The sequence below is a fragment of the Ruegeria sp. BHSA118 genome (genome assembly GCF_059613405.1).
Genome location: NZ_JBXWSM010000015.1, coordinates 19813 through 33031, shown reverse-complemented (window position 1 = coordinate 33031; position 13219 = coordinate 19813). Strand labels below are relative to the sequence as shown.

Genomic DNA, 13219 nt, shown 5'->3' with positions numbered 1-13219 from the left:
TTTGTTATCTATGGTATCTTTCGCGTGTCTCATAATGAAATAGTTGAACTGATCGGGAAATGCTGTACTTTTCCTGTTGGAGGAGAAGCAATGCACATTGCGGGATGCCCTAAACCGGTGGACCAGGTGTCCAGCGTGCTTATCGTGGATGACCATCCGCTGTTCAGCGATGCCTTGGCCGCAGCGTTGCAGCTGAGCTTCGAAAACTGCCGAATTGAAAAAGCCAACACGCTGAAGCAGACACTCGAGATTCTTGGCGCAGGCTTCAAGCCAGATCTGATCATGTTCGATCTGAAATTGCCGGACGTAACGGGTATCTCGGGTTTTCAGCAGCTGCGGCAGCGCTGCCCGAATGCGCCGGTTCTGGTGATATCGTCCCTTGCATCCGGAGAGCTGGTGCGATCTTTGCTGGATCACGGTGCGATGGGATTTTTGCCAAAAGACACGCCGGCGCAAACCCTGAAACACGCCATTCAGGAGATCACCGCTGGACGGAGATACGTGCCCACCGAATACAACCGGGTTGAAGAGCTGAAGCCATCCGAAAGCACCGTCTACCAGTCCAGCCCCGAGCTTTCATCATTGACGCCGCAGCAGGTTAAAATTCTCAAGCTTATCTGCGTGGGACAATCCAACAAACAGATTGCATATGAGCTGTCGTTGGCAGAGGCGACGGTAAAGGCGCATATCACCGCTTTGCTGCGCCGCCTTGGGGTGCGCAACCGGACCCAGGCCGCTGTTCTGGTCGACTCGGTTGTCGCCAGGCAGTCGCGACACGAACCGGAGGTCAAATCCTTTCTTCAACACTAGGGGGGACACATGCGGGACCTGGAGCACGAACCGAATTTCATTGCGATTGGCCGTTCCGATGATTTGGACCCGACGACCGCCGTTGAAGAAGCCTGCGCGGAAATCGATAATCTGTCGTCTTGCTTTGTCCTGGCCTTTGTTCCCAGCACTCTTGATCCGGCAGAAGTGTCACGTTGCCTGAACGAAAGACTTGCGGGTGTTCCTGTCTTTGGCTGCACCACCGCAGGTCAAATCACGCGATCGGGTTATGAATCGCATGCGCTTTTGCTGTTGGCCTTTCCGAAGTCCAACTTTCGATGCTCGTCCATTTTGTTCGAGTCGCTCAGGCCGCTCAATTCAACGGAAATCGCTGCCGCAGCCCAGCGACTGGCCGAAAGATTCCGCCACACGGCGGGGTGGAACAGGCTGGCTCTGGTGTTTACGGATGGATTGTCCAAGCAGGAAGACTTGCTGGTCTCAACGCTGGAAACCGTTCTGGATGGATTGCCGATTTTCGGCGGCTCGGCCGGGGATGGCCTTCAATATGAAGAGACGTTCGTTTTTCACGGTGGCAGCGCGCACAACAATGCTGCCGTCCTGTTGTTGATTGAAACCAACCTTGGTTTTCAGGGTATCGGTTTTGATCATTTCCTGCCCATCGGGTCAGAGATCATCATCACCGACGCCGACCCGGAAGAACGCGTGGTCTATGAGATCAACGGGGCGCCGGCGGCGCAGGAATATGCACGACTGGTCGGGTGCGCGGCCGAAGATCTTTCGCCACTGGTATTTGCGGAAAACCCGCTGCTTCTCAGGCAGAACCTCAATTACTACGTACGTGCCATTCGTGAACCGATGGAGGGGGGATCCCTGTCTTTCCTCGCGGCGATCGATGACGGCCTGATCATGACACTGGGGCGCGGGAAGGAGATCATTGAAACGCTCGAAGCTGGGCTGAATGTGCGCGACAACACCGGGACGGCCCCGGATTTCATTCTTGGATTCGATTGTATTCTGCGGAAACTCGAAATCGAACAGAAGCAGTTGAGCAAACAGGTTTCGGATGTTCTGCAATCCCACCGGGTGGTTGGCTTCAACACCTACGGCGAACAGCAATCCGGCGTACACATGAACCAGACCTTTGTAGGGGTCGCTTTCTTTGAGCCCGAAAAACGGGAACTGAGCTGACCATGCTTAATCCGGACGACCCGCCAGAGATCCAGATATCCAAACAGGCCAAGATCATTGATGCGCTGATGCGGCGTGCCAACCGTCAGAAAGATGTCGGCCCGTCCGCCTTTCTGGCGTTTCAGTCGGCGATAGAGTTGCAGCAGCAGGTGATGAAGCAGAGTCGCGATCTGGAACGCGCGACCACCGAACTTGAAAGCGCCAGATACGAACGCGAACAAACCCGCAAGAGCCTCGTCAAGGCCCTGTCTTCCATGGAAGAAGGGTTCGCGCTGTTCACGGATGGTGAATTGAACCTGTGTAACGAGCTGTTTCAGGCGATCTTCCCGGATATATCTGATATTGTCGGACCCGGCCTCAGCCTGGGTCGGTTTTTTCTGTTGGTGCAGAACAGCCCCGAATTCGTATCGTCCGACAATGGCATATCGAAAATGTTGGATACGCTTGAGCGCAATTGCCATACCGGGATGGTGTCCAGCGACGTGATCGAACTGCGCGGGGATCGTTGGTATCAACTCAGCGCACAATACACGTCGCCTCAGAATGTGGTCATTCTGCTGACCGATATCACATCGGTTGTTCGCAGGAACCGTGATGAGAAAGAAACCCTTATTGACCGTCAGGAGGACTACCTTCAGGCGGTTTTCCAAAACATGAGCTCAGGCGTTTGCACGTTTTCATCAGATACCAAGATCATGATGCACAATGCGCGGTTCCGGGAAATACTGAACCTGCCGCTATCCGTCTTACAGGCAAAAATGCCTGTGCAAACGCTTTTGGATCTGATGCGGGCGCGTGGGCTGATTAAGGCCGATGATGAACTCAGGATCGGCAAGTGGCAACACGAGTTGAAAAGCCGAGGCTGGTTGCGCAAACGTGTGCGCGACGGATCAGACCGTGTATTGGACATTCAAGTCAACCAACTGCCGGATGGTGGTTTTCTGGTTGAGCTGAAAGACGTAACCTTCGAAGCACGCGCGACCGAAACCCTGGAAAACCGGGTTATGGAACGCACGGCAGAGCTGACCCATGCGAACGCCAAGCTGGTTCAGGAATACGAAGAAAAAGCGCAGGTGGAAGAGGCGCTGCGGATCGCAAAGGAACGCGCCGAAGCGGCGGTTTCTTCCAAGACACGATTTCTTGCGGCAGCCAGCCACGACCTGCTTCAACCGATCAACGCCGCAAAACTCATGATCTCGACCCTGCTGGAGATCACGCGTGAAACCGAACTTCATGAGATGATGGAGCGGTTGGATGGTGCGTTTGGATCTGCTGAACAACTGCTGCACTCATTGCTGGATATATCGCGGCTCGAAACCGCCGATCCGGATACGGTCTCACCTACAGAAGTTAGCCTCGCAACGATGATTGCAGGGATACAGGGTGATCAAACGCTGGTAGCCGAGAGCAAGAATGTGACGCTTGATGTGGTTCCGTGTTCGGAAATCGTGAAATCCGATCCGGTCTATCTATTGCGTTCGATCCAGAATTTGGTCGTGAATGCCATACAGTATACCGAACCGGGCGGTCGGGTTCTGGTGGGGTGCCGCAGGCGTGGCGACAAGGTCGTTTTGCAGGTCTGGGACACGGGTATCGGGATCGCACGCAAAGACCAGGAACGCGTGTTCGAGGAATTCACGCGGGCCGAAAACGTGCCATTGGGGTCCGGCATGGGGCTGGGTTTGTCCGTCGTGGATCGTGCCTGCCGGCTGTTGGGTCACAAGCTGTCGCTGCGGTCCAAACCTGGCATTGGTTCGGTGTTCAGCATAGAAATGGACAGGGTCGAAACCGGGCCAAGCACCGTCGAACCCTTGGATCTTCTGGCCAATACGGGCGACGTGCCGCTGGATTTCATCATTCTGGTGATTGAAAACGACCGCGACGTTCTTTTTGGAACAACGCAGTGGCTGGAACAGAACGGCGCCAGCGTTCTGCCGGCCCAGTCGCCGAAGGAAGCGCTGCAATTCATAAAAGATATCGGAATGCCCCCGGATATTATTCTGGCCGACTATCAATTGGATGATGGGGAAACTGGCGTGATGGCCATTCACCGGATCCGAGAGATGACCCAGGCCCAAGTTCCGGCGATTCTGATAACGGCTGATCGCAGCGAAGCGTTGCGCAAAGACGGATTGCGGCATGACATTTCGGTTATGGCAAAACCGGTCAAGCTGCCTCGGCTGCGGTCCTTGATCTTCTGGAAGATACAGAATGCCTTGCACGCGCAAACGCTCAACACCGACAAAAGTCGGCGATGACATGGGGCGATTTGCCCATACTCTCATCCTTGGGAGGGCCAGGTCATGAGAAGGCTTCTTTGCGGTATCGCCGTTTTGTTTCTGAGTTTGAATTCGGCTTCCGCGGAATCGGTCGATGCCGAGCAAGCCTATGATTTGCTGTTTCAAAATGGCGTTCTGGACACAATCGAACGTGACAAGGAATTGATTTATCAACGTACCGTCACAAACCGTATAAGACCCGATGCGGCGGAACGTGATACCGGTCTTATCTCTCTCAGTTTTTCGGATGACGGGAATGAGATGGCCCATCTGGAATTTCGCCAAGATGACAAACACCGCGCCATGGGTGTTTTTCCGGCCAGCGTCGGCAATCCGATGATCATGGTTTTCTATGAAAGCGCCATCCGGGATATGGCCGAGTCCGCCGGAGGCAGCCCGTTTTACATCCGAAATCGTATCAAGGATGCGCTGGTTCAACCTGCCGAGATCGTCGAGGGCGAGGCGGCGATCGATGGCAAAACCGTCCCCGTTCGGACCATTTTCATGCGTCCTTTCGCCGAGGATCCGAACCGCGACCGGATGCAAGGGTTCGCAGACCTGGTTCTTCGCGTCACGGTGTCAAAAGAGGTTCCGGGCTGGTATCTGAGCCTCGTGGCGGAAGCTGTTTCCGAACGTGACGGCACGGCCGTTTATCGATCGGAAATGCGATTTGAAGGAATGCAGGAGGGTCGCGAATGAAAATGCCAGGCCAAATTCGGGAACGTGGCCCCATGACCTTTAAAGCCCTGGTCGCGGGCATTCTGGCCGCGCCCATTGCAGCGTCAGCACAAAGCGTTGCGGATCGGCTTAATGACTACCCGACCGCGGCGCGCGCGGATTACGTGTTTGCATGCATGGTCACCAACGGTCAAACCCGCGAGATGCTGGACAGGTGTTCATGCTCGATCGATTTGATCGCTTCGATCCTGCCGTATGAGCAATATGAACAGGCGGAAACTGTTCTGTCGATGCGTCGGGTCGGGGGGGAACGTATGGCGTTTTTCAAAAGCGCGGTGCTGGCCGAAAACATGGTGGCCGACCTGCGCCGCGCGCAGGCCGAAGCCGAGGTTGTCTGTTTCCGATAAACGCAGGCTCGTCCGTCAGCTGGCCGCGGCTTTGGGCAGGTCTTTCTCGAACGTGTTGCCCTCGGTATCCGTCGCCTTGACCGTCAACATGGTCGAGCCGTTGTCATTGTAGGCAAAACGGAAAGCCGGGTTTTCCGAGATCGAGATGCCGCCATCCATCGTGAACAGCAACTCATCCCCTTGCCAGACTTCGATATGGTCGATGAAATGCGCGGGGATGAACAGTTGCGTGACCTGATCGCGTTGCAGGCCGGAATAGTTCGGGTGACGGATCATGATCTGCGCTTCTCGGCGTGATGTGGAAATCTGCGCCTCTTCCCCAAAGCTGCGCAACTTCATCTTGCCCATGGACGCCAATGCGACCTCTGGGTCTTTGCTGGCCGGTGCCGAACAGCCGCCCGATGCTTTGACAAATCGCCCTGTCATATGAAGACCGTCAGGCGTTTCAGCGATCACGCGGACATTCGAATATTGGTTCACGCGAACGCGCATCTCGAAATCCAACTGACCCATGGCCGGTGAAAAGCTGAAGACGCCTGCAATCGGGGCCGGGTTTTCGTCGATCACGACGGTGGCAGCAGAAATCCGGGCATCGGGATCAAGCTGCTTCAAAACGATCGGCACCGTTGCGGCATCATGCGCCCGGTACGGGGCATCCAGCGAAAGCAGCGTGTCCGCGTTCCCGATCTGGGCGTCGCCCACGACATCGTATTGCAGATCCTTCCAGGTTTCGCCGTCGACCAGCGGATTTTTGATCGGTTGCTGTGCCCATGCAGGCAGGGATAGCGCAAGATAAAGGATCGCTGCGGGTGCAAGTGCTCTGGCCATGGTGTCTCCTCCGGCAACCGGTGGCCAAGAATGTGCCACAAAATGCGGGGAAAATACATGCCGACGAAAGGCGCGGTGGTTCTGGCAGAGATCTATGCCAATGTTCCGGTCGGAGGGCCGTCATGTTTGAAGCCGTGATTTTGCTATGCGCGCAGGTTGCGACAGAGCCTTGCAGAGAAAAGCTTTTGCCGGGTTACGAATCCCGATCACAGGCTGATTGCGAGCAGAAGCTGAAAACAACTCCTCCGCCGCTGTCCGATTGGCACAGCGGCGCGCCCTATTGCCAACCCATTGGTCAGGCTCTGGAATTTGAAGAAGCTGCGCCGGGTCTGTTCGTGCATCGCGGCTTGATAGCGGAACCCGACGCGGACAATCTGGGCGACGTGTCCAATATCGGATTTGTCATCGGTCAGGACAGTGTCGCCGTGATTGATACGGGAACGGCACCCTGGATAGGAGAGGCTGTCTGGCGGGCCATTCGGGCCGAGACGGACAAGCCGGTCAGTCACGTAATTTTGACTCACATGCACCCCGATCACACATTGGGCACAGAGCCTTTGGCCCTTTCAGGTGCGCAGGTTGTTGGCCATGTGGGGCTGGAGAGAGCGCTGCTGGACCGGTTGGGCAACTATGTCGAAAGCCTGAGCGCCGCGATCGGCGACAGCGCCTATGTGGGTGTCGGGCCGATTTCCGTCGACATCGCCGTCGAAACCAAGGACGAGATCGATCTGGGTGGGCGCAAACTGATCCTGCGGGCCTGGCCCCGGGCACATACCGGGAATGACCTGACCGTCATGGATGCAAACACCGGCGTCATGTTCGCGGGCGATCTAGTATTTCACCGGCATACCCCGGCGTTGGATGGTCAACTGATCGGCTGGCAACACGTTTTGAAACAGATGACCGGGCTTGACGTCACCCAAATCGTGCCGGGCCATGGTGGACCGATCCTGGCGTGGCCTGAAGGGGCCGAGGATATGATGCGCTATTTGAACGTGCTGGAAAGTGACACGCGCGAAGCAATCGACAGTGGTCAGCGGCTGGGGGATGCGGTTGAAACGATCGCTCTGGAAGAAGCGGTGCACTGGGACTTGTTTGACGCCTACAACCCGCGCAATGCAACGGTGGCATTCACCGAGCTTGAATGGGAATAGCCCGGTCAGCGAATAGCCCGATTCAGGTTTTTCGCTTCGTTCAGATTGGCCTGATCTGCGCCCTGAACATCACTCAGCCGCGTTGCCGTCAAATCGGCATTCGTAAAATCGGCACCGGACAGTGTGGCCCCTGTCAGGTCCGCCCCGCCCAACGTGGCCATCGACAAATCCGCATTGGTGAAATTTGCGTTGGGCAATTTGGCAAATTCCAGATCGGCGCGGGACATTTGCGCGTCAGTGAAATCCACGTCCGATCCACGAGCCGAGGACAGAACGCCGCGCATAAGCCCCATGGATTGGTTGCGCATGTCGGCCGAGAAATCCGCCCCTTTGAATACAGCCCGGTTCAGATTGGCCTTGGTAAAATCGGCGGCAGTTCTGGCATTTGTGAAATCCGTATCGCTCAGATCCGCCCGGCTGAGCTGGGTCTGGAACAGCTCGGCCCCGACAAGAGATGCACCTGAAAGGTTGGCGCCGATCATCCAGGATTGGCTGAGAATCGCGCCGTCCAGAGTGGATCCCGACAAATTGGTGCCGTTCAATGACGTCGCCCGCAGGATCGCGTTGCTGAAATCCAACCCGGACAAGTCGAGATTGTTTAGCCAGACCCGGGTGAAATCGGCAGGCGCTTCGGCCGTTGCAGCCGCAAGCCGGGCCACGACATCGGCGCGGGTCATTTGCGCTTGGGTCATTTTGGGCAGAGTCATGTCAACGCCGCTGAGTGGCGACTGGCCCAGGGCCGAGAGGGGCGACAGCGTCAGGAAGATAATCAATATGCGTTTCATGTGTCCCTCCTTGCCCCGAGGTCGCTGCGTTAACCCTGGTCTGAGGTCAATTGTTGCAGCATTTGCGAAATCGCGAACAGGCGCCGCTCGATGATTTGCGGCGTTTCACACAGATAGGTGATCGAGCGTTGACGGTCAGAATAGATCAGCTGATCCCAATCCAGCTGCTCTTCCAGGGCGTCAACGCGGTCATAGTCGGGCGGGTCGGAAGACAGGGCTTGATCCATTTCCACCCTGGCCAGATCAATCTTTTCGGCCAGATCGATCTGCTTCAGCGAAAACTCTCCGATCCCCGCGATGATGTGCTTGCGCCTTTTGGACAGGGTGTCAAAGACGCGCTGGAACACCTGACCCAGAATTTCCGGATCCCCATTGTGCCGCGCGGCGAACTCTGCAACCTGGGGCCGAAGGTCTTCCAGTTCGATCCGCCTCAGGGCCAATAGCCCAGCGATTTCGTCGATGTCGGCAGTGTTTTCGGCGGTTTCGTCATCGACAACCTCATACGGCCACATGAGACCCAGCGACAGGTCCTCGACCTTGCGCTGAATGCACGGCCATGTTGGGTCGGAGAAATCCGCTGCCAGGCCCGGGCCAGCCGCGCCCAGACAGGCCAGCGCCAAAACAATCAGCTTGCCGTTTGACATCACAGCTTTCCTCCACGCGGACATCATGCATGGACTCTGCGCGCGAAGTCCATTCAACCCAATACACACCATTGTCTTAATTGTTAGCACGTGGTGCTCGCCCCCATACTCGACCCAAGCTGCCGGACTGCGGTTGATTCCGGTGCCATGGGAGGACAGACGGAGATGAGAACACGCGCGGCGGTTGCTGTGGCGGCAGGCCAACCTCTGGAAATCATGGAGGTTGAGCTGGATGGCCCGAAAGCAGGTGAAGTCCTGATCGAGGTCAAGGCGACCGGTCTATGTCATACGGATGAGTTCACCCGTTCCGGAGATGACCCCGAAGGGATTTTCCCTGCAATTCTGGGCCATGAAGGTGCCGGGGTTGTTCTGGAGGTCGGGGACGGCGTTACCAGCCTTGCCGTCGGGGATCACGTGATCCCGCTGTACACACCCGAGTGTCGCGAATGCGAATATTGCCTGAACCCCAAGACGAACCTGTGCCAGAAAGTGCGGGCGACTCAGGGTGCCGGCCTGTTGCCGGATGGAACGACGCGGTTCAGCATGTTGGATGGCACACCGATCCACCACTACATGGGCTGTTCGACTTTTGCCAATCACACCGTTGTGCCCGAGATAGCGTTGGCCAAGGTGCGCAAGGATGCGCCGTTTGACAAGATTTGTTACATCGGCTGCGGCGTGACCACCGGCATCGGGGCGGTCATCAACACCGCCAAGGTCGAAATTGGGTCGCGCTGCGTGGTCTTTGGTCTGGGCGGGATCGGCCTGAACGTCATTCAGGGCTGTCGCATGGCGGGCTGTGACCAGATCGTTGGTGTCGACCTGAATGACGGCAAGGCCGAAATGGCGACTCATTTCGGTATGACCGATTTCGTGAACCCCTCGAACGTCAGCGGTGATATCGTGGCGCATCTGGTCGAACTGACCGGCGGTGGCGCGGATTATACCTTTGACGCGACCGGCAATGTCGGCGTGATGCGAACCGCTTTGGAATGCGCACACAAAGGTTGGGGTGAGAGCATCATCATCGGTGTGGCACCTGCTGGTGCCGAGATTTCAACGCGTCCGTTCCAGCTGGTCACCGGCCGATCATGGCGCGGAACCGCGTTCGGCGGTGCCAAGGGCCGGACGGATGTTCCGAAGATCGTGGATTGGTACATGGCCGGGAAGATCGAGATCGACCCCATGATCACGCACAAGCTGACACTTGATGAAATCAACCACGGCTTTGACCTGATGCACCAGGGGAAATCGATCCGCGCGGTCGTGGAGTACTGACATGGGTTTGAAAACCATCTCGCAAAACCGCAGTTTCGGAGGGGAGCAGACCGTGTACTCCCACTCGTCCGAGACCTGTGATTGCGAGATGACCTTTGCCGTCTACCTGCCGCCTCAGGCCAAATCCGGGCCGGTGCCGGTGTTGTGGTACTTGTCCGGCCTGACCTGCACCCATGAAAACGCGATGACCAAAGGCGGATTTCAGGAGGCGGCCGCGGATTACGGTGTCGCGGTCGTATTTCCCGATACGTCCCCGCGTGGCGACAATGTTGCCGATGATGACGCCTATGATCTGGGGCAGGGGGCCGGGTTCTACGTGAACGCCACCCGGGACCCGTGGCGGGCCCATTTCAGAATGTATGACTACATCGTCGACGAGCTGCGCGACATCGTACTGAAGAATTTCCCCGTGCAGGATCGCCACGGGATCACGGGCCATTCCATGGGTGGGCACGGAGCGATTACGATCGCGATACGCAATTCCGACAAATTCGGGTCTCTTTCGGCATTTGCGCCGATTGCACACCCGACGCGGTCGGATTGGGGCCGTAAACAGCTCAGCAGCTATCTGGGTGACGACGAAAACACCTGGGTCGAACATGACGCCACCCTGCTGCTGGAAGAACATGGCTGGAAAGGTGACCTGCTGATCGATCAGGGCGCGGATGATCAGTTCCTTGATCTGCTCAAACCCGAAGCTCTGGCCAACATGATGGCCAAGCGCCGACAGCCCGGACAGATCAGAATTCAGGAGGGGTATGACCATTCGTATTTCTTCGTGAACAGTTTTGCGCGCGACCATGTCGAATGGCACGCGGAACGTCTCTGCCAATGAAAACAGCAAGGAAAGATTGATAGTGATCAGAACGGTATTCGCAGCAACCTGCCTCATGCTTTCCCCCGCCTTCGCAAGTGCCGATGGCGACCCCGAAGCGGGTGAGAAAGTCTTTCGCAAGTGCAAGGCCTGCCATGCGGTGGGCGAGGGGGCTGAAAACAAGGTGGGGCCGATGCTGAACGGCATTGTTGGACGTCAGGCCGCAACCGTCGAAGGGTTTGGCTATTCACCGGTGTTGATTTCGCTGTCCGAAGAAGGGCTGGTCTGGACACCTGAAGAACTGGACGCGTTTCTGACGAAACCGCGCGACTATGCGAAGGGGATAAAGATGACCTTCGCCGGGCTGCGAAAAGAGGACGATCGGGCCAACATCATCGCATATCTTGCGACCTTTGAGGACAGCGGGTCGTAGGAGATCGCATTGCTCTCCCATCGAAGCGACCGGAAAACCGTCGGTCGGGGCGAGCATCAACAGACACCGTAATCCGACCTGGGTGAGGTGTTGCAATGCAGAGAGAGATCGCTGCACGAAAGGGAGGAGATTGAATGAAAAATCTATCGCTTTGGACCTCCGGGATTGCCATTGCGCTGGCCACCACGGCCTATGCAAATGACGACCTGGTTGCCCAGATGGAGAACGCGAAACAATGGGCGATCCAGACGGGTGACTACAAAAATCAGCGCTATTCCGAATTGGATCAGATCAACGCAGACAATGTTGGTGACCTGCAAGTGGCGTGGACCTTCTCGACCGGTGTTCTGCGCGGGCACGAGGGCTCACCGCTGGTGATTGGTGACATGATGTATGTTCACACGCCGTTCCCGAACATTGTCTATGCTCTGGATCTGGCAAATGAGGGCAAAATCGTCTGGAAGTATGAACCCAAGCAGGATCCGGACGTGATTCCGGTCATGTGCTGTGACACGGTGAACCGCGGTGTGGCTTATGCGGATGGCAAGATCTTCCTGCATCAGGCCGACACCAAGGTTGTGGCGCTTGATGCCAAGTCCGGGGATGTCGTCTGGGAAGTCCAGAATGGCGACCCGGCGATTGGTGAAACCAACACGGCCACGGTGTTGCCAATCAAGGACAAGGTCATTGTCGGCATCTCGGGTGGCGAATTCGGTGTGCGCGGGTCAGTTACGGCCTATGACATGAACTCGGGCGAGCAGGTCTGGCGGGCCTATTCCATGGGGCCGGATTCGGACATTCTTGTCGATCCGGAAAAGACCACCCATCTGGGTAAGCCTGTTGGCGCGGACTCGGGTACAAATACCTGGGAAGGCGATCAGTGGAAGATTGGCGGCGGCACCACATGGGGCTGGTATTCTGCGGATCTGGACGAAAACCTGATGTACTATGGCACGGGTAACCCATCGACCTGGAACCCGGCGCAGCGCCCGGGCGACAACCGCTGGTCCATGACCATCATGGCGCGTGATATCGACACCGGCGTGGCAAGATGGTTCTACCAGATGACGCCGCATGATGAATGGGACTATGACGGCATCAATGAAATGATCCTCACGGAACAGGAAATTGATGGCGAGCAGCGCAAGCTGCTGACCCATTTCGACCGCAACGGTCTGGGATACACTATGGACCGTGTCACGGGTGAGCTGCTGGTGGCCGAAAAATTCGACCCGGTTGTGAACTGGACAACTGGCGTCGACATGGATCCCAACAGCGAAACTTATGGCCGCCCGGCCGTGGTTGCGCAGTATTCGACGGAACAGAACGGCGAGGACGTGAACTCGACCGGTATCTGCCCGGCGGCTTTGGGCACAAAGGACCAGCAGCCTGCGGCCTATTCGCCGAAGACTCAGTTGATGTATGTGCCAACCAACCATGTCTGCATGGATTATGAACCGTTCCGCGTGTCCTATACCGCTGGTCAGCCCTATGTGGGTGCAACTCTGGCGATGTATCCGGCACCGGACAGCCATGGTGGCATGGGCAACTTCATTGCCTGGGACAACACTGATGGAAGCATCAAGTGGTCACTGCCCGAGCAGTTCTCGGTCTGGTCGGGTGCGCTGGCGACAGCGGGTGACGTTGTCTTCTATGGAACGCTCGAAGGTTATCTGAAGGCTGTTCATGCAGAAACAGGTGAAGAACTGTACAAGTTCAAAACGCCCTCTGGCATCATCGGCAACGTGATGACGTATGAGCAAGGTGGCAAGCAGTATATCGGCATCCTGTCCGGTGTCGGTGGCTGGGCCGGTATCGGTCTGGCGGCTGGTTTGACCAACCCGAATGATGGTCTGGGCGCCGTGGGTGGCTATGCCGCACTCAGCGACTATACCGCGCTGGGCGGTCAGCTGACCGTGTTCGCATTGCCGAACTAAGCCAA

The 13219-nt window shown here is 56.8% G+C and carries 13 protein-coding genes; 10 read left to right on the top strand and 3 right to left on the bottom strand.

The features are described from left to right. The first annotated feature begins 90 nt into the window (after positions 1-90). Genes AC2FNN_RS06695 through AC2FNN_RS06675 form a run of 5 tightly spaced genes read left to right on the top strand, consistent with a single transcriptional unit; the run spans position 91 to position 5341 of the window. On the top strand, positions 91-810 hold the full coding sequence (locus tag AC2FNN_RS06695; RefSeq protein ID WP_496757454.1) for a response regulator: 720 nt from the start codon (positions 91-93) through the stop codon (positions 808-810). Between the two features lie 9 nt (positions 811-819). Beyond that, a complete protein-coding gene (locus AC2FNN_RS06690; protein WP_496757453.1) occupies positions 820-1977 on the top strand; it encodes an FIST N-terminal domain-containing protein in 1158 nt (385 codons plus the stop codon). A gap of 2 nt (positions 1978-1979) precedes the next feature. Next, on the top strand, positions 1980-4235 hold the full coding sequence (locus tag AC2FNN_RS06685) for a hybrid sensor histidine kinase/response regulator (protein ID WP_496757452.1): 2256 nt from the start codon (positions 1980-1982) through the stop codon (positions 4233-4235). Positions 4236-4280: 45 nt separating this feature from the next. Next, entirely contained in the window at positions 4281-4955 is a 675-nt protein-coding gene (locus AC2FNN_RS06680; RefSeq protein WP_496757451.1) for a hypothetical protein, read from the top strand. Positions 4956-4987: 32 nt separating this feature from the next. Continuing rightward, entirely contained in the window at positions 4988-5341 is a 354-nt protein-coding gene (locus AC2FNN_RS06675) for a hypothetical protein (RefSeq protein WP_171229304.1), read from the top strand. 15 nt (positions 5342-5356) lie between these two features. Here AC2FNN_RS06675 and AC2FNN_RS06670 read toward each other — a convergent pair whose 3' ends face one another. Beyond that, a complete protein-coding gene (locus tag AC2FNN_RS06670; protein ID WP_496757449.1) occupies positions 5357-6169 on the bottom strand; it encodes a quinoprotein dehydrogenase-associated SoxYZ-like carrier in 813 nt (270 codons plus the stop codon). Positions 6170-6291: 122 nt separating this feature from the next. Between AC2FNN_RS06670 and AC2FNN_RS06665 the strand changes: the two genes are divergently transcribed. Then, positions 6292-7323, top strand: a complete 1032-nt coding sequence (locus tag AC2FNN_RS06665) for a quinoprotein relay system zinc metallohydrolase 2 (RefSeq protein WP_496757448.1) — start codon at positions 6292-6294, stop codon at positions 7321-7323. A 5-nt stretch (positions 7324-7328) separates the two neighbouring features. Here the strand turns inward: AC2FNN_RS06665 and AC2FNN_RS06660 are convergent, their stop codons facing one another. Together AC2FNN_RS06660 and AC2FNN_RS06655 are read right to left on the bottom strand one after the other, a co-directional pair. Continuing rightward, positions 7329-8108 carry a pentapeptide repeat-containing protein gene (locus AC2FNN_RS06660; protein WP_496757447.1) on the bottom strand — a complete coding sequence of 260 codons (780 nt, stop codon included), beginning with the start codon at positions 8106-8108 and terminating at the stop codon, positions 7329-7331. Between the two features lie 29 nt (positions 8109-8137). Next, entirely contained in the window at positions 8138-8752 is a 615-nt protein-coding gene (locus AC2FNN_RS06655) for a hypothetical protein (RefSeq protein ID WP_496757446.1), read from the bottom strand. 165 nt (positions 8753-8917) lie between these two features. Between AC2FNN_RS06655 and AC2FNN_RS06650 the strand changes: the two genes are divergently transcribed. The 4 genes from AC2FNN_RS06650 (at position 8918) to xoxF5 (ending at position 13214) form a co-directional block, all read left to right on the top strand. Next, the gene (locus AC2FNN_RS06650; RefSeq protein WP_171170153.1) at positions 8918-10030 is read left to right on the top strand and encodes an S-(hydroxymethyl)glutathione dehydrogenase/class III alcohol dehydrogenase; all 1113 of its coding nucleotides are present in this window, start codon (positions 8918-8920) and stop codon (positions 10028-10030) included. A 1-nt stretch (position 10031) separates the two neighbouring features. Continuing rightward, positions 10032-10865, top strand: coding sequence for an S-formylglutathione hydrolase (fghA, locus tag AC2FNN_RS06645; RefSeq protein ID WP_496757445.1), 834 nt, complete (start codon positions 10032-10034; stop codon positions 10863-10865). Positions 10866-10920: 55 nt separating this feature from the next. Next, positions 10921-11277 carry a c-type cytochrome gene (locus AC2FNN_RS06640; protein WP_171118314.1) on the top strand — a complete coding sequence of 119 codons (357 nt, stop codon included), beginning with the start codon at positions 10921-10923 and terminating at the stop codon, positions 11275-11277. 134 nt (positions 11278-11411) lie between these two features. Next, the gene (gene xoxF5, locus AC2FNN_RS06635) at positions 11412-13214 is read left to right on the top strand and encodes a lanthanide-dependent methanol dehydrogenase XoxF5 (protein WP_171637184.1); all 1803 of its coding nucleotides are present in this window, start codon (positions 11412-11414) and stop codon (positions 13212-13214) included. Positions 13215-13219: the final 5 nt, after the last annotated feature.

Coding starts and splice junctions, on each gene's coding strand:
- AC2FNN_RS06695 (WP_496757454.1), top strand. CDS start 91: ATGCACATTGCGGGATGCCCTAAACCGGTGGACCAGGTGTCCAGCGTG.
- AC2FNN_RS06690 (WP_496757453.1), top strand. CDS start 820: ATGCGGGACCTGGAGCACGAACCGAATTTCATTGCGATTGGCCGTTCC.
- AC2FNN_RS06685 (WP_496757452.1), top strand. CDS start 1,980: ATGCTTAATCCGGACGACCCGCCAGAGATCCAGATATCCAAACAGGCC.
- AC2FNN_RS06680 (WP_496757451.1), top strand. CDS start 4,281: ATGAGAAGGCTTCTTTGCGGTATCGCCGTTTTGTTTCTGAGTTTGAAT.
- AC2FNN_RS06675 (WP_171229304.1), top strand. CDS start 4,988: ATGACCTTTAAAGCCCTGGTCGCGGGCATTCTGGCCGCGCCCATTGCA.
- AC2FNN_RS06670 (WP_496757449.1), bottom strand. CDS start 6,169: ATGGCCAGAGCACTTGCACCCGCAGCGATCCTTTATCTTGCGCTATCC.
- AC2FNN_RS06665 (WP_496757448.1), top strand. CDS start 6,292: ATGTTTGAAGCCGTGATTTTGCTATGCGCGCAGGTTGCGACAGAGCCT.
- AC2FNN_RS06660 (WP_496757447.1), bottom strand. CDS start 8,108: ATGAAACGCATATTGATTATCTTCCTGACGCTGTCGCCCCTCTCGGCC.
- AC2FNN_RS06655 (WP_496757446.1), bottom strand. CDS start 8,752: ATGTCAAACGGCAAGCTGATTGTTTTGGCGCTGGCCTGTCTGGGCGCG.
- AC2FNN_RS06650 (WP_171170153.1), top strand. CDS start 8,918: ATGAGAACACGCGCGGCGGTTGCTGTGGCGGCAGGCCAACCTCTGGAA.
- fghA (WP_496757445.1), top strand. CDS start 10,032: ATGGGTTTGAAAACCATCTCGCAAAACCGCAGTTTCGGAGGGGAGCAG.
- AC2FNN_RS06640 (WP_171118314.1), top strand. CDS start 10,921: ATGCTTTCCCCCGCCTTCGCAAGTGCCGATGGCGACCCCGAAGCGGGT.
- xoxF5 (WP_171637184.1), top strand. CDS start 11,412: ATGAAAAATCTATCGCTTTGGACCTCCGGGATTGCCATTGCGCTGGCC.